Below are 24,005 nucleotides of genomic sequence, written 5' to 3' on the forward strand. Positions count from 1 at the left end.
AGGTTGGGGGCCATGGGAGCTCTGCCGAGGCGTCAGCGGGTGGCGGCCTACGCCGTCATCCTCCGCGTGCGCGGTGGGCGGGTCGAGATCCTGCTCAGCCGCCTGGCGCCACGGGTGTCGCGCTCCGAGCTGTGGACGCTGCCCGGCGGCGGCGTCGACCACGGGGAGGACCCCCGGGACGCCCTGATCCGCGAGGTGGAGGAGGAGACCGGGCTCGCCGCGACGGTCGGCGACCGGGCCCGGGTCTACAGCGCCCACATGCCCCGCTCCCCCCGGGACGGCGCGCTCGTCGACGCCCACGCCATCCGGCTGGTCTATGAGGGCTGGGTGCCCCCGGACTCGCCCGTGCCGCGGGTCGTGGAGGTGGACGGGTCCACTGTCGAGGCGGCCTGGAAGCCGCTCGACGACGTCACCTCGGGCGCCGTCCCGGTGTCGTCGGTGGTGGCCGAGGCCCTCGTCGACCACCAGCCGTTCCGCATGCAGCGGGTCGCGGCGTACGCACTCGTCACCCGGCGCCGCGACGGCGACGACCAGGTGCTCCTGACCCACCTCTCCCGCACCGCCGCGCACCCCGGGAAGTGGACGCTGCCGGGCGGCGGCGTCGACCACGGCGAGCACCCGGCGGTCGCGCTGGCCCGTGAGGTCGAGGAGGAGTGCGGGCTCGCGTGCGAGGTCGGTGCGCTGCTGGGGGTGCACGACACCCACTTCTCGGGCACCGCGCCGTCGGGGCGGATCGAGGACTTCCACGGCGTGCACCTGCTCTACCGCGCTACCGTCGCCGACGGTGACCCGCGGGTCGTCGAGGTCGACGGCACCACCGACGCCGTGGCGTGGGTGCCCACGGCCGCCATCAGGTCCGGCGAGGTCGAGGTGCTGGACGTCGTCAACCATGCGTTGGGAGCCGAGAGTGACTGAGAGCGTCTTCACCTACGCCGCGCCCGGGCTGAAGTTCGGCCGCGGAGCCAGCGACGAGCTGGGCTGGGACGTCCAGCAGCTGTGCCGCGACGTTCCGGGCGACGGGACCCGCCGGGTCCTGCTCGTCACCGACCGCGGGGTCGCCGCCACCGGACACCCCGACCGGATCGCCGACGGCATGCGCTCGCGCGGGCTCGAGGTCGTGGTCTACGCCGACGCGCGCGTCGAGCCCACCGACGCCTCCCTCGAGGCGGCCGTCGCCGCGGCCCTGGCGTCGGGTCCGTTCCACGCGGTGGTCGCGGTGGGCGGCGGCTCGTCGATCGACACCGCCAAGGCCGTCGACCTGATGCTGACCAACCCGGGTGACCTCCTCGACTACGTCAACGCGCCGGTCGGCGGCGGCCGCGCCCCCGAGCGCCGGCTCCTCCCGCTCGTCGCCGTGCCCACGACCACCGGCACCGGCGCGGAGTCGACCACCATCTGCGTGCTCGACGTGCTCGCCCTCAAGGTCAAGACCGGGATCTCCCACGCCCGCCTGCGGCCCACCCTCGCCATCGTCGACCCCGACCTGACGATGACCCAGCCCGCGATGGTCACCGCCTCGGCGGGCATGGACATCCTGTGCCACGCGCTGGAGAGCTGGACGGCCCGGTGGTTCGCCGACTTCGAGGCCAAGCGGCCCGAGCAGCGCGTCCCCTACTGCGGCGCCAACCCCATCGCCGACATGTGGGCCGAGAAGTCGCTGTCGCTCCTCGCCGGCTCGTTCCGCACCGCCGTCCGCGACGGCACCGACCGGGAGGCGCGCGAGCAGATGGCGCTCGCCGCCACGTTCGCCGGCCTCGGCTTCGGCAACGCGGGCGTGCACGTGCCGCACGCGTGCGCCTACCCGATCGCCGGTCGGGTCCGCGACTACCGCCCCGAGGGCTACCCGGCCGACGAGCCGATCGTGCCCCACGGCATGGCGGTGGTGATGACGGCGCCGGCCGCCTTCGCCCTCCTGCACGACGCCGCCCCGGAGCGGCACCGTCGGGCGGCCGAGCTGCTCGGGGGCGAGGGCGAGCCCCTGCCCGACGTGCTGCGGGCGCTGATGCGCGACGTCGGGCTCCCGAGTGGTCTCGCCGAGCTCGGCTACGGCGCCGCCGACGTCGACGACCTGGTCGAGGGAGCGCTCAAGCAGCAGCGCCTGCTGGCCACCGCCCCGATCGAGGTGACCTCCGACGACCTGGCCACCGTGTTCCGCGACTCCCTCGAGCACTGGTGACCGCCGGCCCGCCCGGGGGCGAGTCGGCGCATCCTGACGGTCACAGACCCCCGAGTCGGCGCATCCTGACGCAGGCGAGGGTCGAGTCGGCTCATCCTGACGGTCAGGACGCGCCGCCTCGACGGTGTTTGGGGGTCAGGACACGCCGCCTCGACGGCGTTTGGGGGTCAGGCGGCGGCGAATGAGCGGCTGACCCCTCCGTCACTAGGATGAGGGCATGAACCCCCGCCACCGCCGACTCGTGATCCCGGTGGCACTGGGGGCGCTGATCCTCATCGTCGTCCTCGCCTCGATCCTGTGAGCGACGAGCTCGCCACCGTCCGCGCGGCGATCCTGGACGCCGACGGGCTGGTCCGGGCGCTGGCGAGCGGACGCCGCAAGGGTCGTCCGGCTCCGGTCGTGGGCGGTCGAGAGGTGCGTCGGGTCGAGGTGCGTGCGGTCGACCTCAAGGCGGGCCGCCACCTCCAGGTGACGTCCTACGACGACACCCAGGCGCACGCCACCAACCACCGTGTGGGCGAGGCGGCCGAGGCGGCGGTGGACGCGCTGCTGGCGGAGCCGTTCGCCCACTGGCACGTCGACACCGCCACCGCGACCCACCAGCTGCGAGTCACCAAGAAGGGCGTGCCGCTGCTCCACACCGCGAGCCGGTCCGAGGCGGTGGCGCCCTCACGTGACCACGACCGCCCCAAGGACCGACTGCTCCCCGAGGACCACCCGGTGCTGGTCGCGCTGGGGATCAGCGACTCGCAGGGCCGCATCAAGCCGACCCGGCAGGCGAAGTACCGCCAGGTCGAGGAGCTCGTCCGGCTGCTCGACGCCAGCCTCACCGAGGCCATCGCCCAGGGACACGTGCGCACCCCGACCCCGGACGACCCGCTCCGGGTGGTCGACCTCGGCTGCGGCAACGCCTACCTCACCTTCGCCGCGCACGCCTACCTCGCCGACCGGCTCCCGGTGCGGATGACCGGCGTCGACGTGAAGCAGCAGTCCGCCGACCACAACTCGCGGGTCGCCGCCGAGCTGGGCATCGAGGCCGACTTCGTCGTCGGGTCGATCGCCGAGGCCCGCCTGCCCCGGCCGCCCGACGTGGTGCTCGCCCTCCACGCCTGCGACACCGCCACCGACGACGCGCTCGCCCGGGCGGTGGAGTGGCAGGCGCCGCTGGTGCTCGCCGCCCCGTGCTGCCACCACGACATCGCCGCCCAGCTGAGGGCGACGGAGCCGCCGGCGCCCTACGCCATGCTCACCCGTCACGGCATCCTCCGCGAGCGCTTCGCCGACACCCTCACCGACGCCCTGCGCGCCTCGCTGCTGCGCCGCGAGGGCTACCGCGTCGACGTGGTCGAGTTCGTCGAGAGCGCCCACACCCCGCGCAACACGTTGCTGCGCGCGGTCCGCACCGGAGCCGACGGCACCGAGGCCGCCCGCGAGTACGACGAGCTGCTGGCCGCGTGGGGCGTACGACCCCGCCTCGGCGACCTGCTGGACCCACGGCCCGTCGATGCATGACCTGCGTCGTCTCGCGATCGGGCTCGCGGTGGCGGCGCCCTTCCTGCTCGGCGCCGCGGCCGGCACCGACGACACCGACCGCTCCCGCGCCGCCTTCCGCTTCGCCGACCCCGAGGTCGTCGAGTCCAGCGGGCTGGTGGTCCTGCCCGCCGGCCGCGGCTCGCTCGCGGTCACCACCAACGACTCGGGCGACTCCGGACGCGTCTTCGCCGTCGATCCCGCGACCGGCGAGACCGTCGGCGTCACGTCGTGGGACCGCGACCCGACCGACGTCGAGGCCCTCGCGCCGGCCGGGCCCGGGCACGTCTGGGTCGCCGACATCGGCGACAACCGCCGCGCCCGCGACCACGTCGAGATCCTCCGGGTGCCGGTCGGGCCCGGGGACGTCGAGGCCGAGCCGGTGGCCCACCGCCTGGTCTACGCCGACGGCGCCCAGGACGCCGAGGCGCTGGTCCGGCACCCGCTGTCGGGCCGGCTGTTCGTGATCAGCAAGGGCGTGTTCTCCGGCACGGTCCACGCCGCGCCGCGCCGCCTGCGGGCCGACCGGTCCCACCGCCTCACGGCGGTCGCCGACGCCCCCGGGCTGGTCACCGACGCGGTGTTCCTGCCGGGCGGCGGCGGGGTGGTGGCGCGCACCTACACCCACGCGTACCTGATGGCCTACCCCTCGTGGCAGGTCGTCGCGTCATGGCCGCTGCCGGTCCAGGACCAGGGCGAGGGCATCTCGATCGACGGCCGCGAGCTGCTCCTCAGCACCGAGGGCGCGGGCTCGGAGGTGCTGGCGGTCGCGCTGCCGCGGGTCGCCGACGCCGTCGAGCTGCACGCCCCGGTGTGGACCGGCCTGCGGCTGCTCGCGACGGCGTACGCCCTGCCGCTCTAGCCCTCTGTGTCGGCCTCGGTGTCGGTGAGGGCGGCGTCGAGCGCGGCCTGGACGTGCAGCGTGGTGCAGGGGAAGACGGGGAGCTCGACGTCGGCCTGCGAGACCAGCAGCTCGAGCTCGGTGCAGCCCAGCAGCACGCCGCCCGCGCCGGCGTCCCACAGCTCCTCGATGATCGAGACCACCCGGCTGCGCGTGCGCGGCAGCACGACGCCGTGCACGAGCTCCTCGTAGATCGCGTCGTTGAGGAAGTCGTGGTGCGAGGCGTCGGGCACCACGACCGACAGGCCGTGGCTGGCGAGCCGGTCGACGAAGAACGTCTCGTCCATCGCGACCTTGGTGCCGATCAGGCCGACCTTGTCGATGCCCGCGGCGCGCACCGCCTCGGCGACGACGTCGGCGAGGTGCAGCACCGGGATGTCCACGGCCGCCTCCACCTGGTCGGCGACCTTGTGGAACGTCGTGGTGCACAGCAGCAGGAAGTCGGCGCCCGCGCGCTCGACGCCACGCGCGGCGTCGGCGAGGAGCGTGCCGACCTGGTCCCAGCGCTCGTCGTCCTCGAGGTCGGTGACCTCGGCGAAGTCGACGGTCGTGAGGGCGAGCCTGGGCGAGGACAACCCGCCCACCCGCTCCCTCATCCCGAGGTTGAGGTCGCGGTAGTAGACCGCGCTGCTCTCCCAGCTCATGCCGCCGACGAGTCCGATGGTCTTCACGCGCGGAAGTCTCCCATGCCTCAGGACCGGTGCACCTTGTGTGCCGCTGCTTGGGCGCGCGGCTTGATCACCAGCTCGTCGATGTCGACGTGGGACGGCCGGGTGGCCACCCAGGCGATGGCGTCGGCGACGTCCTCGGCGAGCAGCGGCTGGTCGACCCCGGCGTAGACCGCGTCGGCACGCTCGCGGTCGCCGCCGAAGCGCACCAGCGAGAACTCGTCGGTGCGGACCATGCCGGGGGCGACCTCGCTGATCCGGATCGGCTCGCCGTTGAGCTCGAGGCGCAGCGTCTCGGTGACCACCTTCACGCCGTGCTTGGCAGCGGTGTAGCCGCCGCCCCCCTCGTAGGCCCAGCGCCCGGCGGTCGAGCCGACGTTGACGATCACCGCGTCACCGCTGGCGCGCAGGGCCGGGAGCAGCGCCCTGGTCACCCGGACCAGGCCGAGCACGTTGACGTCGTACATCCACGCCCACGCGTCGACGTCGGCGCTGTCGACCCGGTCGGTGCCGAGCGCACCGCCGGCGTTGTTGACCAGCACGTGGCACGTCGGGACCGTCGCGGCGAGCGCGTCGACCGACGCCTGGTCGGTGACGTCGCAGGTGACAGCCCTGCCCCCGATCTCCGCGGCGAGCTCCTCGATGCGATCGGTGCGGCGCGCGGCGCAGACCACCTGGAAGCCCTGGGCGGCCAGGGCGCGCGCGGTGGCGGCGCCGATGCCGCTGGAGGCGCCGGTGACGACGGCGGTGCGGGGCTGGGTGCTGTTCTCGGTCATGGGCCCATCCTGCCAAGATGTGCCGGTGATCATCGCGGCGGCCGACGGTTCGGCACTCGGCAACCCCGGTCCGGCCGGATGGGCGTGGTACGTCGACGACGGCTGCTGGGCGTCCGGCGGCTGGCCGCACGGCACCAACAACATGGGCGAGCTGATGGCGGTGCTCGACCTGCTCCAGCAGACCGCGCACCTCGACGAGGAGCTGCGGGTCTACTGCGACAGCACCTACGTCATCAACGCGATCACCAAGTGGATGAAGGGCTGGAAGCGCAAGGGCTGGAAGAAGGGCGACGGCAAGCCCGTCATGAACGTCGAGCTGATGAAGGCCCTCGACGCCGCCATGGAGGGCCGCGACGTCGACTTCGTGTGGGTCAAGGGCCACGCCGGCCACGAGCTCAACGAGGCCGCCGACCAGCGGGCCAACGCCGCCGCGATGGCCTACCGCGACGGGCGGGTGCCCGACCCCGGTCCCGGCATGCCCGACAGCTCGACGGCGCACCCGGCCGCGGCCGTCGGGCAGGTCGAGCCCGAGCCCGACCTGTTCTCCGGCCTCGCCGCCGACGACCTCGACGCCGCGCCCTCCGACGAGGAGCACGTCGTGGCGATGGAACGCGCCCTGCTCGGCGACGAGGTGCGCTCCGACCGGGCCGCGGTCGCGGCGCTGCTCCACCCCGACTGGCAGGAGATCGGCTCCTCCGGCCGGCTGTGGGACCGCGCCGAGATGCTGGCCGAGATCGGCCCGCTCGCCTCGCCCGTGAGCCTCGACGTCCTCACCGTCTCGCGGGTCGCCCCCGACGCGATCCTCCTCGTCTGGCGGGCGTCCGGCGACGACGGCAGGCGGCTGCGCAGCTCGCTGTGGCTGCGCACCGGCGGCACCTGGCAGCAGCGCTTCCACCAGGGCACGCCGGAGGCCTGAGCGGGCGCTCGGTCACCACCGAACCACCCGTGTCGTTACGACGGCACGGCCCGCATGGGCCATCCGGTCGCTACGCGTCTCGAAGAACCGCTCAAGACTCCCTCAAGGGACCACGGGACCACCCGGGTTCGGATGGGATGTCCCGGTGCGATTCCTCTCCTCCAGCGTCCGCCGCGGGCTCCTCGCCGCCACGCTGATGTCCCCCGTGCTCGTCACCCTCGGCCTGGCGGCCCCGGCCGCTGCCGCCCCGACCACGTTCAGCAGCTCCGGCGCGATCTCGATCCCCAGCTCTGGAGTGGCCAGCCCTTACCCGTCGACCGTGACCGTCGGCGGCATGGCGAGCAGGGTGAAGACCGTCGAGCTGACCCTGACCCGGTTCACCCACCAGATCTCCTACGACGCGCACGTGATGCTCGTCAGCCCGTCTGGCCGCAACCTGACGGTCATGTCCGACATCTACTCACTCGATGGCGAACGCACCTTCACCTTCGCCGACGGCGCCCCCACCCTCACCGACGGCTCGCCGTCCGGACGCTACGCCCCGACCGACGCGAACGAGGCCAACAGGTTCCCCGCGCCTGCTCCCGCCCGGACCGGGGTGACGACCTTTGCCGGTGCGTTCGGTGGGACCGACCCCAACGGCACCTGGCAGCTGTTCGTCTACGACGACATCGGCGGTGGCGCAGGCAGCATCGGCTCGTGGAGCCTGACGATCGACGCAGGCATCCCGCAGGTGCTGACCTTCAGCACGACCGCGCCTGCCCCGGCCCGCGTGGGGGAGACCTACACCCCGGTGGCGACGTCCGACGCCGCATTCCCGGTCACCTACGCCGTCGACCCGGCCACCACCAACGAGGCGTGCCGACTCGCCGACGACGACCAGACGCTGTTCTTCCAGCACAGCGGCACCTGCGTCCTCGCCGCGACCGCCCCCGGCGACGCCGACCACGACCCCGGTCGCGCCACCCAGACCATCGCCGTACGCGCCGCGAGGTCCGACCTGGCCGCGCTGGCCATCAGCCCGCAGGGCGCCTCCACCACCGCCGGTGACCCCGTGCCCTACAGCGTGGAGGGGACCGACTCCCACGGTCTCCCCGTCCCCGACCAGCAGGCGACCATCTCCTACACCCCGGCCGGCGGCGGCGCCTCCACCATCTGCGCCGACGCCGCCTGCGTCCCGACGCAGGCCGGCACCTACACGGTGACCGCCTCGGCGCCCGGTGCCGAGGGCCCGGTCACCGCGAGCACCACCCTGACCGTCCTCGCCGACGACGTCGCGGCCCTGCAGATCAGCCCCGAGGGCGCGACGACCACCGCCGGCACGCCGCTGCAGCTCACCGTCGGCGGCACCGACCGGTTTGGCAACGCCATGCCCGACCAGACGGCAGCGAGCGACGTCGTCGCGACGCCCGTCGGTGGTGGCGCGCCCGTCGCGTGCGCGGCAGGCCGGTGCGACCTGACCGTCGCCGGCGTCTACTCGGTCAGCGCCGCCCAGACCGGCGCCGACGCGCCGGCCGGCGACGCGACCACCCTCACCGTGGCCCCCGCCGCACTCGACCGCGTCGAGCTGGCGGGCGACGACACGACCGCCGCGGGCACCCCGGTCGTCTTCACCGTCACGGGCTACGACGTCTTCGACAACGTGCGCAGCGACGGCACGCCGACCGTGACGGCCGCCCGTGGCAGCGCGACCACCACCTGCCCCCAGGGCGTCTGCTCGCCCACGACGGCCGGCACCTGGACCGTCGAGGGCGCGATCGGCGGCGAGACCGACACGGCCTCGCTCGAGGTCACCCCCGGCCCGTTGGCCTCCCTCGTCGTCACCCCCGACGTCACCACCGTGACCCCGGGCACGGACGTCGCCTACACCGCCACGGGCGCCGACACCCACGGGAACGCCCTCGGCGACCGTACGGCCCTGAGCACCTTCACCATCCAGCGCGGCTCTGCGGCGGCGGTGGCCTGCGCCGCGGCGGTCTGCACCCCGTCCGCCACGGGCAACCACCGCGTCACCGCCACCATCGGGTCGGTCTCCGCCACAGCCGCCCTCGTCTCGGCGCTGCCGTCGGTGACGGTCGAGCTCGGGGTCCTGTCGGACGTGACCTACGGTGACGGCGTCCCGCTGTCGGCCACCGTCGCCAGCCCCGACGGGACGCCGACCGGCACCGTGCAGTTCAGCCTCGACGGTGAGCCCGTCGGCGCACCGGTCCCGGTCGACGGCGACGGCACCGCCTCGGCCCCCGCCCTGGCGGGCGTCCGGGCCGGCGTGCACCGGATCGGCGCCACCTTCGCAGCCGTCCCGGTCGGCGCGTACGACGGTGCCGCCGCGGTGCAGAAGGTGGTCGTGGCCAAGGCCCCGACGACGACGACCCTCGAGGTCGGCGCGATCCTGACGGCGACCGTGGCGTCGGCCGCGGGCACGCCCGACGGCTCGGTGACCTTCGCGGTGGACGGCGCCGAGCGCGCCACCGTCGCGCTGAGCGGCGGCACGGCCATGTGGGCCGGTGACCACACCGGCGGCCCGGACTCCGTCGTCACTGCGACCTTCTCCGGCAACGCCGACCTCCTCGCGTCGGCCGCGTCCACCGCGCGCCGGGACCCGAAGGTCGTCGCGACGGTCGGGGGCGGCGCCCGCAACGGCTGGCACGCGGCGCCGGTCACCGTCACCTTCACCTGCACGCCGGGCTCCGGCGCCGTGACGTGCCCGGCTCCGGTCACGCTCGGCGCCGACGGTGCCGGCCAGACGGTCTCGCGCACCGTCGTCGCCGCCGACGGCGGCGTCGCCGTGGTGACCAGCGCGCCGGTGTCGATCGACCGCACCGCGCCGAGCGCCCGCGTGACCGGGGTCCGCGCCGGCCGGGTCTACAACGGCACCGTCCCGGAGGCGGCGTGCGCCGCCGCCGACGCGCTGTCCGGCCTGGCGGGCTGCACGGTCGCCACCAGCGGGCGCCTCGGTGACGCGTCGGTCACGGTCACGGCCACCGACCTGGCCGGCAACACCACGACGACCACCATCGCCTACGTCGTGCGCGACCTGTGGGTGACGCGCAGCACCCAGGTCAAGGGTGCCTGGCCGGTGCCGATCGGCAGCCGGCGGACGATCCAGCTGGTCAGCAGCGGCATGCCGACCGTCACGGGGGGCAAGGGCCTCGTCGTGCAGACCTTCCGCTTCGCCGGTCGCGCGGACGGCGTGGGCCACTGGACCACGCGCGTCCGGGTGCCGCTGGGCGTCCGGCCGGGCCGGGTCGCGACCCTGCGGATCACGCACGGCGACGGAACCCGCGAGCGGGTGAGGATCCGCGCGGTCCGCGGGCGCTGACCGGCGCTCCGCACCACACCGCACCACACCCCACCGGCCCACCGGGTCGCCGTGACCGACGGCAGCCCGGTGGGCCGTGGCACACTCGTCCGGTGCCTCCCGCCAAGATCTCCGCCTCGCTCGCCCTCCTGGGCGGCACGCTCTGGGTCGTGCGCGCGGTGCTCGGTGGCGGCGACGACCCGTTCCTGGGCACCCTCCACTTCGTCGGCCTGGCCTGCCTGCTCATCGCCTCGGCGATCTTCGGCACCACGCTGGTCAGGAGCGACGCCGTGGCCATGCGCGCCGTCGTCGGCCTCGCCTCGGGCCTGCTCACGCTGTCGCTCATCGAGGCGTTCCGCCCGGCCGGCACGCCGTGGTACGACGGGTTCTGGGGGATCGTGGCCGCCCTGATCGGCGCGATCGCCCTCGTGCGCGGTCGCGGTCGCAGCACCGGGCGCTCCACGCGCGGCGCCCACGCCGGCTGACCCCCGACCGACCCCGACCGACGCCCGAACGACGCTCGGCCGACGCAGACAGGCGCCCGCGGGAATCCCTCGGCGCCCGCCGCGGTTGTGCCGGAGGTGCCCTGACCGGGGCGCGCGAGCAGGGACGTCCCTCGAGGAGGCAACGTGGGCGAGCGGGTGGCGATGATCAGCCTGCACACCTCACCGCTGGACCAGCCCGGCACGGGCGACGCCGGGGGGATGAACGTCTACGTGATCGAGCTGTCGCGCCGCCTGGCCGCGCAGGGGATCGCCGTCGACGTCTTCACCCGCGCCACGTCCTCGACGCTGCCGCAGGTCGTCGAGGCGGCCGACGGGGTGCTGGTGCGCCACGTCGCCGCGGGACCGTTCGAGGGGCTCACCAAGGCCGAGCTGCCCGGCCAGCTGTGCACGTTCGCCCGCGAGGTGCTCCGCACCGAGGCGATGCAGCCGCCGGGCCACTACGACGCGGTCCACTCCCACTACTGGCTCTCCGGGCAGGTCGGCGCACTGGCGCGCGACCGCTGGAACGTCCCGCTCGTGCACTCGATGCACACCATGGCGAAGGTCAAGAACGAGGCGCTCGCCGACGGTGACACCCCCGAGCCGCTCTCCCGCGTCATCGGCGAGGAACAGGTCGTCGCGGCCGCCGACCTGCTCGTCGCCAACACCGACACCGAGGCCCGCCAGCTCGTCGACCTCTACGGGGCGAGCCCCGACTCCGTCGAGGTGATCCATCCCGGCGTGGACCTGACGGTGTTCGCTCCGCAGGGGCGCGAGCCGGCCCGCCGCGAGCTCGACCTGCCGTCGGACGCCGTCGTGCTGCTGTTCGCCGGCCGGATCCAGCCGCTCAAGGCGCCCGACGTGCTGCTGCGGGCGGTCGGCGTGCTGCTCGATCAGGACCCGTCGCTGCGGCACCGGCTCGTCGTGCCCGTCGTGGGCGGGCCGTCCGGCTCCGGGCTCGAGCACCCGACCGCCCTCGCCGACCTGGCCGCCGACCTCGGGATCAGCGACGTGGTGCGGTTCGTCCCGCCGGTGAGCCAGCGCGAGCTCGCGATGTGGACCTCCGCGGCCACCGCGGTCGCCGTGCCGTCCTACAACGAGTCGTTCGGGCTGGTCGCCGTCGAGGCGCAGGCCACCGGCACGCCGGTCGTGGCGGCCTCGGTCGGCGGCCTCACCACGGTGGTGCGCGACGGGGTGAGCGGCCTGCTCGTCGACACCCACGAGCCCCGCGACTGGGCGGCCACCCTGCGCCGGCTGATCGACGACCCCGCGCTGGCCGAGCGCCTCGGGCGCGGCGCCGTGGCCCACGCGCAGGACTTCTCGTGGGAGCGCACCGCGGCGCGGACCCTGGCGGCCTATGAGCGTGCGGCCGGCCGCATGCGTGCTGAGATGGCCTCGTGAGCACCGCCGACGCCCAGCCCGACAACCGACCAGACACCCCACCCGACGCGCGGCCCGACACCCCGGCCGACGCGGCCGCCGCCGTCGTGCGCGCCTACCTCGCCGCCAACGGGATCGAGCACACCGAGACGACCCGCGAGGGCATCGCCGGCGCCCGCTTCTCCTTGACGCTGCCGGGGGAGAAGAAGCTCCAGACCCCGGTCCGGCTCGACGTCGGCGCCCACGCGCTGGGCGTGCACGCCTTCGTGTGCCGCAACCCCGACGAGAACCACCCTCGCGTCCACCGCTGGCTCCTCGAGCGCAACCTGCGGATGTACGCCGTCTCGTTCGCCGTCGACCGCCACGGTGACATCTACCTCGAGGCGCGCCTGCCCCTGGCGTCGGTCGAGCCCGACGAGCTCGACCGCATCCTGGGCTCGGTGCTCGCCAACGCCGACGAGTCCTTCAACGCGATCCTCGAGCTCGGCTTCGCCTCCTCCATCCGCAAGGAGTGGGAGTGGCGCCTCTCGCGGGGCGAGTCGACGCGCAACCTCGAGGCCTTCCGCGGCTGGCTCGAGGCCGGCTCCGACTAGGGCGTCGGCCGCGGCTTGCGCCGCGTCATCAGCACGCCCGTGATGGCCAGCGCGCCACCGACGAAGGTCAGGGCCGGCGGCACCTCGTCGATGGTCAGCCAGGCGATCAGCGTCGCGATCCCGGGGACCAGGAACGTGGTGAGCGACAGCGCCCCGGCGTCGGTGTGGGTCAGCGCGTAGGCCCAGGTGGTGAACGCGACGGCGGTCGGGAAGACGCCCAGGTAGACGATCCACCACAGCTCGGCGCCTCCGCCGGCGACGATCGACGGCAGGTCGCCGGAGAACGGCAGGCAGATCAGTGCCCCCGTCAGGAACGAGACGAACACGACCTGCACCGGCGGCAGGCGGCGCAGCAGCACCTTCTGGGTGAGCACGCCGACGGCGTACATCACCGCGGCGACCAGGACGAGGCCCACGCCGAGGAGGCTGGCGTCGGTGTCGCCCGACGAGCCCTTCGCGATGACGGCCACGCCGGCGAACCCGACGACCATCCCGCCGAGCAGCCAGGCGTGCAGCCGCTCGCCGAAGAGCGGCACCGCGAGCAGCGCGACGATCACCGGGCCGATCTGGATGATCATCGCGGCGGTGCCGGCGTCGACGTGGCGCTCGCCGGCGTTGAGCGCGAGGTTGTAGACGCCGAACCACCCGACGCCCCCCGCGGCCAGCAGCGCCCACTCGCGCCGGGTGGGACGCACCCAGCCGCGGCGCAGCACCAGTGGGAGCACCACGAGGGCGGCCACGAGGAGACGGCCCGACCCGAGGGCGCCGGGGCTGATGTCGTGGGCGACGTGGCGGATCACCACGAACGCCGAGGCCCACATCACGAGGGTGACCGCACCGGCGGCGACGGGCAGCCAGGGCGCCGGGGCGAGGGGCGCGGTCGGCTGGCTCGAGGCGGTGCTGGTGGTCGTCACGAGTCAAGGCTAGGTACGGTCATGACGTCCCACCAGCGCATTCCGGACGTCGCACGCCGACATCCCGCCGCATCACAGGTCGAGCTTGTAGCCCAGGCCGCGGACGGTGACGAGGTACTTCGGCTCGCCCGGGTCGGGCTCGAGCTTGGCGCGCAGCCGCTTGACGTGCACGTCGAGGGTCTTGGTGTCGCCGACGTAGTCGGAGCCCCAGACGCGGTCGATGAGCTGGCCGCGGGTGAGCACCCGACCGGGGTTGCGCAGGAACATCTCCAGCAGCTCGAACTCCTTGAGCGGCAGTCGCTGCTCGGTGCCGTCGACCGTCACGACGTGCCTCTCGACGTCCATCCGGACCGGCCCCGCCTCGAGGGTGTCGGGCATGAGCTCGGGCTCGTGGCCCCGGCGCAGCACGGCCCGGATGCGGGCCACCAGCTCGCGGGGGGAGTAGGGCTTGGTGACGTAGTCGTCGGCGCCGAGCTCGAGGCCCACGACCTTGTCGACCTCGTCGTCCTTGGCGCTCACCATGATCACCGGCACCGACGACGACTGGCGGATCTGGCGGCAGACCTCCGTGCCGGGGAGGCCGGGCAGCATCAGGTCGAGCAGCACGATGTCGGGACCGAAGCGGTCGAACTCGGTCAGCGCGGCCCGGCCGTCGGCGGCGATCGCCACCTCGTAGCCCTCCTTGCGGAGCATGTAGGCCAGCGCGTCGCTGTAGCTCTCCTCGTCCTCGACGACCAGGACGCGGGTCATGCGGCGGTGCTCATCTGGTGGTCTCCTGCTGTGCTCTGCGTGCTGGGGGATCTGCGGGATCTGCGGGATCGGGGGTGGCATCGGGGGCACTCGCGGGTCGCGCCGGGGCGACGACCTCGACCGGGGTGGTGGTGCGGCCGGTGCCCGGCTCGGGGCCGCGGGGGAGGGTCAGGGTGAAGGTGGACCCCTGCCCCTGCACCGACCACACGGCGATGTCGCCGCCGTGGGTGGCGGCGACGTGCTTGACGATGGCGAGGCCGAGGCCGGTGCCGCCCGTGGAGCGGTGCCGGGCCGGGTCGACGCGGTAGAACCGCTCGAAGATGCGCTCGATCTCCCCGGCGGGGATGCCGATGCCCTGGTCGACGACCGAGATCTGCACCTGCTCGCCCACGGAGCGGCTGGTCACGACGACGCGCGAGCCCTCGTTGGAGTAGGCGACGGCGTTGGCGACGAGGTTGCTGACGGCCGCGCCGATCTGCTCCTGCGAGCCGAAGACCGCCAGGCCGGGCTCGCCGCGCGACTCGACGGTGATCTGCTTGGCGGCGGCCTCGGTGGCGCTGGTGTCGACGGCGGTGGCCACAGCGGCGTCGAGGTCGACCATGACCGGGGTCTCCAGCGGGTCGTGGCCCTGGAGGCGGGACAGCTCGATGATCTGCTGGACGAGCCGGGAGAGCCGGTCGCTCTCGGTGAGCATCCGGCCGGCGAAGCGCTGCACGGCCTCGGGGTCGTCGGAGGCGTCGGCGACGGCCTCGGCGAGCAGCCGGATCGCCCCCACCGGGGTCTTGAGCTCGTGGCTGACGTTGGCGACGAAGTCGCGGCGCACCTCCTCCACCCGGCGCTCGCGCGTGCGGTCCTCGACCAGGGCCAGCACCAGCCGGGCGCCGAGCGGCGCGACGCGGGCGGTCAGCGTCCGGGTGACCCGGCCGTCGGGGGCCGCGATGTCGAGGTCGCTCTCGCGGATCTGGCCGTCGCGGCGCACCTGCGCGACCAGGTCGAGCAGCTCGGGGACCACCACCGTGTCGCCGCGCACCAGTCCGAAGGCGTAGGCCGGGGCCGAGGCCTTGACGACGTGGTCGGACTCGTCGACGACGACCGCGCTGGAGCGCAGGATGCTGAGCACGGCGGCGACGCCCGCCTGGACGACCGGCTCCTCGGTCTCGGGCGGGGTGCGGCGCTGCCGATCGCTGATGTGCCAGGCGAGCACGGCGCCGCCCGCCATGATGGCTCCCGCGAGCGCGGCCAGGGCAGCCTGCGTCGTCGGGTCCACGCCCGCCATCGTACGCAGCGCGAGGTGCCCGCGGACCCGATGGACAGGGGGCCACGGAGTGTTCATCCCGCGTTCACCGCGCACGCCCGTCTGTTCGCTTGGGGTGCCTACCGTGCGCGGCATGCGTGAGGCATTCCATGACCAGCTCGACGGCATCTTCGCCGACCTGTCCGACATCTGCGGGCAGGTCGAGGTCGCCGTACGCGAGGCCACCAAGGCGCTGATGACCGGCGACGTGCACACCGCCGACCAGGTGATCGGCAACGACCGGGCGGTCGACGCCGCGCGCGAGCGGGTCGACGACACGGCGTTCGCCCTGCTCTCGCTGCAGCAGCCGGTCGCGGGCGACCTGCGGATGATCGTGTCCGCCCTGCGGATGGTCAGCGAGCTCGAGCGGATGGGGGACCTGTCGGTGCACGTCGCCAAGATCGCCCGGCTACGGGTGCCGGCCGTCGCCGTGCCCGACGAGCTGCGGCCCACGATGGAGCGGATGGCGCTGACGGCCGAGGACATGGTGCGGCGGGTGCGGAGCATCATCGTCGACCGCGACGTGGAGGCCGCGATCGAGCTCGGGCGCGACGACGAGGTGATGGACCAGCTGCGCCGGCGCAGCTTCACCGAGCTGCTGTCGACCGACTGGCGCCACGGCGTCGAGGCGGCGGTGGACGTCGCCCTGCTGGGTCGCTACTACGAGCGCATCGCCGACCACGCCGTCTCGGTCGCCAACCGGGTGGTCTTCGTCGTCACCGGCGACCTGCCGGCGCGCGCCTGACCCACGCCTGCGGCGGACCGGGGTGCGAAGGGTTCAGCGACCCTGGTTGGCGACGGCCGCGGCCGCGGCGGCGGCAGCCTCGGGGTCGAGGTACTCCCCGCCCGCGACGGTGGGGCGCATCTGATCGTCGAGGCGGTAGACCAGCGGCATCCCGGTGGGGATGTTGAGCCCGGCGATGTCGGCGTCGCTGATCTGGTCGAGGTGCTTGACGAGCGCGCGGAGGCTGTTGCCGTGCGCGGCCACGAGGACGGTGCGGCCGGCCTGCAGGTCGGGCACGATCTCGGCGTCCCAGTAGGGCAGGAAGCGCGCGATGACGTCCTTGAGGCACTCGGTGCGGGGCAGCTCCTCGCCGAGGCCGACGTAGCGCGGGTCGTCGGCCTGGGAGAACTCCGAGGAGTCGTCGATCGGGGGCGGCGGGGTGTCGAAGGAGCGGCGCCAGAGCATGAACTGCTCCTCGCCGTACTCCTCGAGCGTCTGCTTCTTGTCCTTGCCCTGGAGTGCACCGTAGTGGCGCTCGTTGAGCCGCCACGAGCGCTTCACCGGGATCCAGTGGCGGTCGGCCGCGTCGAGCGCGAGGCAGGCGGTGCTGATCGCGCGACGCTGCAGCGAGGTGTGGACGATGTCGGGCAGGACGTCGGCCTCGCGCATCAGCTCGCCCCCGCGGACCGCCTCGCCCCGGCCCTTGTCGGTAAGGGGCACGTCGACCCAGCCCGTGAACAGGTTCTTGGCGTTCCACTCGCTCTCGCCGTGGCGGAGCAGGACGAGCGTGTGCGTCATGAGACGTCGAGGCCTTCCCAGTAGGCGTCGTCGTTGTCGGGGACGACGGGGACGTTGAGGGAGATGCGCTCCCCGTTGCCGAAGTCGACCGACAGCGGCAGGAAGTCGCCGGCCTCGAAGTCGCCGGTCAGCACGATCGCGGCGGGCGGCTCGGCGAGGTTGACGAACCCGCCCGGTGCGACGGCGACGGGGTCGAAGTCGGCGGGCTCGACAGGCGCGCCCTCGGCGCCGGAGACCCCGGTGAGGGTCTGCTCGTCGCTCAGGTCGTTGTTGGAGAGCGACGCGATGAACGTGCCCGACCCGGGGTTGCCGGAGACCACGACCGCCGAGAGCACGTCGACCGTGCCCTCCCGGTTCTCGGCCGCACCGTTGACGTCGTACTCGCGCTCGGTCGCGGCGTCGAAGCCACAGGAGGACAGCGGCGCGGCGAGCGCGAAGACCGCGGCAGCGGTCGCGAGAGGTCGAAGTCGCATGGCCCACAGCCTAGCGCTGGCTCAGGCCAGCCCTGCGGTCCGCCCTGCGATCAGGACGCCGACGACCACCAGGGCGGTCCAGGCCCCCGCCAGGAGGAGCAGGCGTGGGGTGCCGGTGCGCAGCGCGAGCAGCATGGGCAGGGACCTGTCGCCCTCCAGGTGGTCGTGCACCAGGCCCGGCAGCGCCACCAGCACGTGCACGCCCAGTCCGAGCGCGGCGGCCAGCACGACCATCGCCGGCGTCGGCGGCGTCGGGGAGCCGACCCCGCCCCAGCCGCCGTAGGCCAGGAACGCGGGGTAGAGCGCGAAGCTCGCCATCCACGGGGCGAAGGACAGCGGTCGGTCGTGCAGCAGTCGGTCGCCGAGCGCCGAGAGCGCCAGCAGCGCCAGGTAGGTCGCCGCGGCCCGGCGACCGTTGGCGACGGCGAGGGGCACGACCAGCAGCACCGCGCAGGAGAGCGCGAACCACACCGTGCCGGCGTCGAGGCGACCGCCGGCAAGCGGCTTGCCGGGCCGGTGCCGGGCGTCGCGCTCGCGGTCGGCGAGGTCGTCCGCCCAGCCCAGGAGCGACTGCCCCACCAGCACCGTGGCGCCGACCAGTGCGACCTCGCGAGGCGCACGGCCCGCCACGGCCGCCGCAGCCGCCAGCGCGGCGGCGGTGAGCAGCGCCTGGCGTGGGTGCGCCGCCCGGACGAGCAGCAGCGACGGGGTCGTCGAGAGTGCCCGGAGCATGCTCCGCAGTATGCCCAGCGCCGCGCCCCGAGCGGGGCCGCACCACAGCGCGGGCCGTTCTGTCAAGCCCGGATAGGGCCTCTGACCTGCGCAAACGCGACAAGAGCTGCTTCGGACCCGTGTTAGAATGCTCACCTAGGAAGGGGAACTGAACATATGACTTTCACCGTTGGCGAAACGGTCGTCTATCCCAATCACGGGGCCGCGGTCATCGAGGACATCGAGATGCGGACGATCAAGGGAGAGGACCGGCAGTACCTCGTCCTCAGGATCGTCGCACAACAGGACCTGGTCGTGCGCGTCCCGGCCTGCAACCTCGACCTCGTCGGCGTCCGCGACGTCGTCGACAAGGAGGGCCTCGACCGCGTCTTCGACGTGCTGCGTGCGGCCCACGTGGAGGAGCCGACCAACTGGTCGCGCCGCTACAAGGCCAACCTCGAGAAGCTGCACTCCGGCGACGTGATGAAGGTGTCGGAGGTCGTGCGCGACCTGTGGCGCCGTGAGCGTGACCGTGGCCTGTCCGCCGGTGAGAAGCGGATGCTGGCCAAGGCCCGGCAGATCCTGGTCTCCGAGCTCGCGCTCGCCGAGAAGACCAACGAGGACAAGGCCGAGGCGATGCTCGACGAGGTGCTCGCCTCCTGAGCGTGGACGACGCTGACCGAGGCCCCTGGGACGACGTTCCCAGGGGCCTCGGCGTCGTTCTGGACGAGGACCGCGGGGCCCTGCCCTACGAGCTGATCCACGGCGAGGCACTGGTGGCGTGCGCCGCCTGGGGCCTCGGCGACGCCGGCGTCGACCTCGTCGACGGCGGTGTCTCGTGGGCCGCGGTGGTGGAGTCCGGGCGCGACGTCGTCCTCCACGACGCCCTGTGCCCGATGACCCCGCCCGACTTCATCGACGCCTGCCTCCAGCGGGCGCGCGAGAGCGATCACCCGGTGGTGGGCACCCGCCCGGTGACCGACACGGTGAAGGTGGTCTCCGACGGGGTCGTGGGGCAGACCCTCGACCGCGACTCGCTCGTGGCCGTCGCCTCGCCGCTGGTGATCCCCGCCGCCGTCCTGGCCTCCCTGCCGCGGCGCCCGGCCAGCGACCTCGCCCGTGCCGTGGCCGACCTCGAGGCCGCGGGCCACCCGGTCGAGGCCCTGCAGGCGCCGCCCGAGGGCCGCCGCGTGTCCTCGCCCGACGACGTACGCCTGCTGGCTGCCCTCACCCAGCGCCCGGCGTGAGCTCCGAGGCGAGCGCCACGTCCTCGGGGAAGGTGACCTTGAGGTTGAGGGCGCTGCCCTCGACGGCCGCGACGACGATGTCGGTGTAGGCCGAGACGCAGGCCGAGGTGTCGGTGCCCTCGAAGCCGTCCGCGTCGGCCCCGCGGTAGGCCGCCAGCACCGCGTCGGCGCGGAACGCCTGCGGGGTCTGCACGCCGCCGACCTGCTGCGCGACGACCGTCCGGTCCGGTCCGAGCAGCTGGGTCACCGGCACCACGGGGATCGCGCCGCCCACCTCGCGGGCGGCGGAGACCACGGCCGCCCACAGCCCACGCCCCGCCAGCGGCCGCGCGCCGTCGTGGACCACGACCACGTCGACCTCGCCGGACTCGATGTCGGCGGCCAGCACCCGCAGGGCGGCCCACTCCGAGGCGTGCCGGGTGGCCCCGCCGTCGACGAGCAGCACCTCCCGGTCGCCGAGGTGGGGCGCGATCGCCGCCGCGACCGGGGGACGGTCCTCGGGGCGCACGACCAGCACGAGGCGGCGTACGTCGGGCAGCGCGAGGGCGTCGCGCACCGACCACGCCAGCACCGGGACGTCGCGCAGCGGCAGCAGCACCTTGTTGACCTCGGCCCCGACCCGGCTGCCCGAGCCGGCGGCGAGGATGACGACAGCGATGGACACCGGCGCCTCAGCGGGTGAGCAGCGCGGTGGCGATCGCCGCCACGCCCTCGCCGCGGCCCGTGAGACCGAGGCCGTCGGTGGTGGTGGCCGACAGGCTCACCGGCGCTCCGAGCGCGTCCGACAGGGCGACCTCGCCCTCGCCGCGCCGCGGGCCGAGCCGCGGGACGTTGCCGATGACCTGCACCGCGACGTTGCCGATCTCCCAACCCTCGTCGCGCACCCGTCGGGCGGTCTCCGCGAGCAGCGCGGCCCCCGCGGCTCCGGCCCACTCGGGGGACGAGGTGCCGAAGTTGCTGCCCAGGTCGCCGAGCCCGGCCGCCGAGAGCAGGGCGTCACAGGCGGCGTGGGCGGCGACGTCGGCGTCGGAGTGGCCCTCGAGCCCGGCCGGCTCGTCGGGCCAGGCCAGGCCGGCGAGGTGCATTGGCACACCGGCGACGAGGCGGTGCACGTCGGTGCCGATGCCGATGCGCGGGGCGGGATGGGAGGAGGTCACGTCGGCATCATGCCGGACGCCCGTCACAATGGACCGCGTGACCGCTCGCCGTCCGCACTGGATGCTCGCCGGAGTCGTCGCGGGCCTGGCCGGCCTCGCGACCAGCTACGCGACCGCGATGGTGCTCACCATCCGCGAGGCGCCGCTCGTGGCCGTGGCCGAGCTGGTCATCCGGCTCACCCCCGGCCCGGTGGCGGAGGCGGCCATCTCCGTGCTGGGCCAGTTCGACAAGACGTTCCTGGTCCTCGTGATCCTGCTCCTGCTGCTCGTCTGCTTCGCCGTGGCCGGGCTGCTGGCCCGCGGCGGCTGGTACCGGCCCCTGCTGGTCTGGCTCCCGCTGGCCGCTGTCGGCCTGGCCGCCGTCCTGACCCAACGCCAGGCGAGCGCCGTCGACACGCTCCCCGTGGCGGTCGGCCTGCTCACCTGGGTCACGCTCCACTCCGCGCTCACCGACGCCCTCGAGCGCGGCCGGCGCCGCCCCGACCTGGAGTCGCGCGAGCGGCGCGTCTTCCTCATGGTCGCCGGAGCCGTGTCGGTGGCGGCACTCGGCATCGCCGTCGCCGGCCGGGTCGTCGGCGCCGGGCGCCGCAAGGTCGAGGCCAGCCGCCGGCTGCTCCGCATCCCCGGCGTCACGCGGCGCGAGGCGCCGGCAGACACCTCAGTGGGCCTGGCCGGCATCGCGCCGTGGCAGACGCCCAACGAGGACTTCTACCTGATCGACACGACCATCGCGAAGCCGGTCATCGAGCCGGAGGAGTGGTCGCTGCGCATCCACGGGCTCGTCGAGCGCGAGCTCACCCTCGACTTCAGCTCCCTCGTCGCGCGCCGGATGACCGAGTCGTGGATCACGCTGTCCTGCGTGAGCAACGAGATCGGCGGCGGCCTCGTCGGCAACGCCCGGTGGAGCGGTGTGCGCATCGCCGACCTGCTCGACGGCCTGGGCGTCTCGCCCGAGGCCGACTGCGTGCTCCAGACCTCCCACGACGGCTGGACCTGCGCGACGCCGCTCGAGGCGCTCACCGACGACCGCGACGCCCTGCTGGCCGTCGCGATGAACGGTCGCCCGCTGCCGATCGAGCACGGCTTCCCCGTGCGTACGATCGTCCCGGGCTTGTACGGCTATGTCTCGGCCACCAAGTGGGTCGTCGACCTCGAGGTGAGCACCTTCGCCCGCTCGACCGGCTACTGGACCACCAAGGGCTGGTCGTCCGAGGGGCCGGTCAAGATCGCCTCGCGCATCGACGTGCCGCGGGCGGGCGCCGAGGTGGAGGCCGGCCCGGTGTCCTTCGGCGGTGTCGCCTGGCACCAGCACACCGGGATCGAGTCGGTCGAGGTGCAGGTCGACGGCGGCCCGTGGACCCCCGCCGAGCTCGGCCGGGTGCCGTCGGCGGACACCTGGGTGCAGTGGGCGGCCACGATCGACGTCCCCGAGGGCGACCACGAGGTGCGGGTCCGCGCCACCGGCAAGGACGGCCAGACCCAGACCAGCGTCGTACGCTCGCCCGACCCCGACGGCGCCACCGGCTGGCACACCGTCGACTTCCGCGCCGTCTGAGGCGCTGACAGAGGCGCCGACAGAGGCGCGAATGGTCGAGTGGGCGCGTTCTGACACCTGACCGAGGTCGAGTGGGCGCGTTCTGACGCCTGACGGGGGTCGAGTGGGCGCGTTCTGACGCCTGACGGGGGTCGAGTGGGCGCGTTCTGACACCCGACAGGGGTCGAGTGGGCGCGTTCTGACACCTGACGGAGGTCCAGTCGGCGCGTCCTAACCGACGAGCGTCAGGATGCGCCGACTCGACGTTGTCTGAGGGTCAGGATGCGCCGACTCGACGGGGTCTGAGCGTCAGGATGCGCCGACTCGACGTCGTTTGAGGGTCAGGACGCGCCGACTCGACACGAGCTCGGGGGGCCCGCTCAGCCGTTGCGGATGACGTACGCCGTCCCGCCGGAGGCCGCGATCCACAGTTGCTCGAACTGGGCGCGGTCGTAGACGCGGCGCACCTCGGCGTTGGTCGCGCCGGCGGGGTCGTTGACCACGACGTCGCCGTCGGCCTCGAAGCCGACGATCACCAGCAGGTGGCCGTTGCTCGCCGAGATCGGGGCGCCGGCGAGCTGGTTGCGGCCGAAGGCGATCGACACCACCAGCGGCACGCCGGCGACGATCTGGTCCTCGGCCTCGCGCAGGTCGCGCATCCGGGTGACATAGGAGTCGCCGGCGACGAGGGTGGCGGCGTAGGCGGTGTTGAACGCCCAGTTGCCGGTGCCGCGGTAGCCGTGGTCGTAGACCATCTTGGCGGTGTGGTCGACCACGGCGTCGGCGTGGCCTGGCGTGATCCCGGCGGGCGCGGGGGAGATGCCGTAGTAGGCGAGGACCATCGCGGTCGAGGTGGGCGAGCACCACGCCTCGCCGCCGCCGCCCCAGGCGGGGTAGTGGCCGCTGTGCACCATCTGGGAGTAGGTGGGCACGGGCAGCACGGTGCCCGCGGCGGGACCGGGCTGGGAGGTCGGACGCGGCGCCGAGGCGTCGGCGGAGGCGACCGCGCCGATGCGCTCGAGGCTGACCGCTTTGGCCGAGCCCTTCGGCCGCAGGAGCGTGACGCGGACCTGCCACGACGTCACGGCGCCCGCGGCGTACCAGGTGTCGGCGCTGACCCGGCCCAGGTCGTCGGCCTGGCCGGAGTAGGTCGCCCGCTTCACCGGACGGTTGCCGCGCGCCCAGTCGGCCACGGTGTCCCACGACCCGGTGCGCCCGCTCGCGTCGCGGGCCCGCAGCTCGACCCGCACCATCGTCCGGCCGGGCGTGGTGGCCTCCCACGAGGGGATGACGGCGCTCGCGCCGAAGCCGGGCGTCGCCCACGGCGACGTCCAGGTGCCGGCCTCGTAGGCCTTGCCGGCGACCGTGCGCGGCGTGGCGCGCAGCATCGAGACCTGCCCCCGGCCGAGCTTGAGACCGCGGCGCTTGCCGGCCTTGAAGTCGGCATAGCTGCTCCACGACGTCAGCTGCACCTGCGCCGTGGCGCGCGTGCGCGCGTCGGAGCCGTCGGAGCCGTCGGAGCCGTCGGAGCCGTCGGAGCCGTCGGCCGCGACGGCAGCGGGGACCAGTGAGGCGGCCACCAGCAGGGGCAGGGCGAGGGTCGCGAGACGTCGGAGCACCGTTCGACGATAACCCGAGAAGTCCCACGCGTCTCAGGAGTCACAGGAGCCCGCGGTGTGC

General features: G+C 74.0%; 24 protein-coding genes. 13 read left to right on the forward strand and 11 right to left on the reverse strand.

Features of this window, described 5'->3' with window-relative positions:
• The first annotated feature begins 12 nt into the window (after positions 1–12).
• From JX575_RS03175 to JX575_RS03190, 4 genes are all read left to right on the forward strand, one after another.
• Positions 13–915, forward strand: a complete 903-nt coding sequence (locus tag JX575_RS03175; RefSeq protein ID WP_186340224.1) for an NUDIX domain-containing protein — start codon at positions 13–15, stop codon at positions 913–915.
• Positions 908–2,176 (forward strand): hydroxyacid-oxoacid transhydrogenase, encoded by a 1,269-nt coding sequence (locus JX575_RS03180; protein ID WP_241005313.1) that lies wholly within the window; start codon positions 908–910, stop codon positions 2,174–2,176. The genes JX575_RS03175 and JX575_RS03180 overlap by 8 nt, the downstream gene beginning before the upstream one ends.
• 297 nt (positions 2,177–2,473) lie before the next feature.
• Positions 2,474–3,688, forward strand: a complete 1,215-nt coding sequence (locus tag JX575_RS03185) for an SAM-dependent methyltransferase (protein ID WP_186340226.1) — start codon at positions 2,474–2,476, stop codon at positions 3,686–3,688.
• Positions 3,681–4,568: a hypothetical protein gene (locus tag JX575_RS03190; RefSeq protein ID WP_186340227.1), complete on the forward strand. Its 888-nt coding sequence runs from the start codon at positions 3,681–3,683 to the stop codon at positions 4,566–4,568. Before JX575_RS03185 ends, JX575_RS03190 begins: the two co-directional genes overlap by 8 nt.
• Here JX575_RS03190 and JX575_RS03195 read toward each other — a convergent pair.
• Both JX575_RS03195 and JX575_RS03200 read right to left on the reverse strand, forming a co-directional pair.
• Positions 4,565–5,278: an amino acid racemase gene (locus JX575_RS03195; RefSeq protein WP_186340228.1), complete on the reverse strand. Its 714-nt coding sequence runs from the start codon at positions 5,276–5,278 to the stop codon at positions 4,565–4,567. The genes JX575_RS03190 and JX575_RS03195 overlap by 4 nt on opposite strands.
• A 20-nt stretch (positions 5,279–5,298) precedes the next feature.
• Positions 5,299–6,051 (reverse strand): SDR family NAD(P)-dependent oxidoreductase, encoded by a 753-nt coding sequence (locus JX575_RS03200; RefSeq protein ID WP_186340229.1) that lies wholly within the window; start codon positions 6,049–6,051, stop codon positions 5,299–5,301.
• Positions 6,052–6,076: 25 nt separating this feature from the next.
• Here JX575_RS03200 and JX575_RS03205 point away from each other — a divergent pair, with 25 nt between their 5' ends.
• The 5 genes from JX575_RS03205 (at position 6,077) to JX575_RS03225 (ending at position 12,723) form a co-directional block, all read left to right on the forward strand.
• Positions 6,077–6,967, forward strand: coding sequence for an RNase H family protein (locus JX575_RS03205; RefSeq protein WP_206054500.1), 891 nt, complete (start codon positions 6,077–6,079; stop codon positions 6,965–6,967).
• Between the two features lie 145 nt (positions 6,968–7,112).
• Entirely contained in the window at positions 7,113–10,286 is a 3,174-nt protein-coding gene (locus tag JX575_RS19780; protein ID WP_186340230.1) for an Ig-like domain-containing protein, read from the forward strand.
• Between the two features lie 92 nt (positions 10,287–10,378).
• The gene (locus JX575_RS03215) at positions 10,379–10,750 is read left to right on the forward strand and encodes a hypothetical protein (protein WP_186340231.1); all 372 of its coding nucleotides are present in this window, start codon (positions 10,379–10,381) and stop codon (positions 10,748–10,750) included.
• Positions 10,751–10,894: 144 nt separating this feature from the next.
• Complete coding sequence (gene mshA / locus JX575_RS03220; RefSeq protein ID WP_241005314.1) at positions 10,895–12,151, forward strand: D-inositol-3-phosphate glycosyltransferase; 1,257 nt, start codon at positions 10,895–10,897, stop codon at positions 12,149–12,151.
• An 86-nt stretch (positions 12,152–12,237) separates the two neighbouring features.
• Positions 12,238–12,723: a YbjN domain-containing protein gene (locus JX575_RS03225; RefSeq protein WP_186340431.1), complete on the forward strand. Its 486-nt coding sequence runs from the start codon at positions 12,238–12,240 to the stop codon at positions 12,721–12,723.
• Here JX575_RS03225 and JX575_RS03230 read toward each other — a convergent pair.
• From JX575_RS03230 to JX575_RS03240, 3 genes are all read right to left on the reverse strand, one after another.
• Complete coding sequence (locus JX575_RS03230; RefSeq protein WP_241005315.1) at positions 12,720–13,637, reverse strand: DMT family transporter; 918 nt, start codon at positions 13,635–13,637, stop codon at positions 12,720–12,722. The two genes, JX575_RS03225 and JX575_RS03230, sit on opposite strands and share 4 nt — an antisense overlap.
• Before the next feature lie 72 nt (positions 13,638–13,709).
• Positions 13,710–14,387, reverse strand: coding sequence for a response regulator transcription factor (locus tag JX575_RS03235; RefSeq protein WP_186340232.1), 678 nt, complete (start codon positions 14,385–14,387; stop codon positions 13,710–13,712).
• A 10-nt stretch (positions 14,388–14,397) separates the two neighbouring features.
• On the reverse strand, positions 14,398–15,654 hold the full coding sequence (locus tag JX575_RS03240) for an ATP-binding protein (RefSeq protein ID WP_186340233.1): 1,257 nt from the start codon (positions 15,652–15,654) through the stop codon (positions 14,398–14,400).
• A gap of 121 nt (positions 15,655–15,775) precedes the next feature.
• Here JX575_RS03240 and phoU point away from each other — a divergent pair, with 121 nt between their 5' ends.
• A complete protein-coding gene (gene phoU, locus JX575_RS03245; protein WP_186340234.1) occupies positions 15,776–16,426 on the forward strand; it encodes a phosphate signaling complex protein PhoU in 651 nt (216 codons plus the stop codon).
• Between the two features lie 33 nt (positions 16,427–16,459).
• Here the strand turns inward: phoU and JX575_RS03250 are convergent, their stop codons facing one another.
• The 3 genes from JX575_RS03250 to JX575_RS03260 are packed head-to-tail and all read right to left on the reverse strand — an operon-like array spanning position 16,460 to position 18,408.
• Positions 16,460–17,203, reverse strand: a complete 744-nt coding sequence (locus tag JX575_RS03250; protein ID WP_186340235.1) for a phosphoglyceromutase — start codon at positions 17,201–17,203, stop codon at positions 16,460–16,462.
• A complete protein-coding gene (locus JX575_RS03255; RefSeq protein ID WP_186340236.1) occupies positions 17,200–17,676 on the reverse strand; it encodes a hypothetical protein in 477 nt (158 codons plus the stop codon). The genes JX575_RS03250 and JX575_RS03255 overlap by 4 nt, the downstream gene beginning before the upstream one ends.
• Before the next feature lie 21 nt (positions 17,677–17,697).
• Positions 17,698–18,408 (reverse strand): UbiA family prenyltransferase, encoded by a 711-nt coding sequence (locus JX575_RS03260; RefSeq protein WP_186340237.1) that lies wholly within the window; start codon positions 18,406–18,408, stop codon positions 17,698–17,700.
• A 156-nt stretch (positions 18,409–18,564) separates the two neighbouring features.
• On the opposite strand from JX575_RS03260, the gene JX575_RS03265 reads away from it, so the two are divergent.
• Entirely contained in the window at positions 18,565–19,050 is a 486-nt protein-coding gene (locus JX575_RS03265) for a CarD family transcriptional regulator (protein ID WP_056602200.1), read from the forward strand.
• 2 nt (positions 19,051–19,052) lie between these two features.
• On the forward strand, positions 19,053–19,634 hold the full coding sequence (locus JX575_RS03270) for a 2-C-methyl-D-erythritol 4-phosphate cytidylyltransferase (protein WP_186340238.1): 582 nt from the start codon (positions 19,053–19,055) through the stop codon (positions 19,632–19,634).
• Here the strand turns inward: JX575_RS03270 and JX575_RS03275 are convergent.
• Together JX575_RS03275 and ispF are read right to left on the reverse strand one after the other, a co-directional pair.
• Complete coding sequence (locus tag JX575_RS03275) at positions 19,615–20,298, reverse strand: IspD/TarI family cytidylyltransferase (RefSeq protein ID WP_186340239.1); 684 nt, start codon at positions 20,296–20,298, stop codon at positions 19,615–19,617. The two genes, JX575_RS03270 and JX575_RS03275, sit on opposite strands and share 20 nt — an antisense overlap.
• A gap of 7 nt (positions 20,299–20,305) precedes the next feature.
• Positions 20,306–20,791 (reverse strand): 2-C-methyl-D-erythritol 2,4-cyclodiphosphate synthase, encoded by a 486-nt coding sequence (ispF, locus tag JX575_RS03280; protein ID WP_186340240.1) that lies wholly within the window; start codon positions 20,789–20,791, stop codon positions 20,306–20,308.
• A gap of 37 nt (positions 20,792–20,828) precedes the next feature.
• Between ispF and JX575_RS03285 the strand changes: the two genes are divergently transcribed.
• Complete coding sequence (locus tag JX575_RS03285) at positions 20,829–22,346, forward strand: molybdopterin-dependent oxidoreductase (protein WP_241005316.1); 1,518 nt, start codon at positions 20,829–20,831, stop codon at positions 22,344–22,346.
• Between the two features lie 359 nt (positions 22,347–22,705).
• Here the strand turns inward: JX575_RS03285 and JX575_RS03290 are convergent, their stop codons facing one another.
• Positions 22,706–23,944 carry a peptidase C39 family protein gene (locus JX575_RS03290; RefSeq protein WP_186340242.1) on the reverse strand — a complete coding sequence of 413 codons (1,239 nt, stop codon included), beginning with the start codon at positions 23,942–23,944 and terminating at the stop codon, positions 22,706–22,708.
• Positions 23,945–24,005 lie beyond the last annotated feature (61 nt).

The organism is Nocardioides sp. zg-1228 (assembly GCF_017086465.1).
Lineage (GTDB): Bacteria > Actinomycetota > Actinomycetes > Propionibacteriales > Nocardioidaceae > Nocardioides.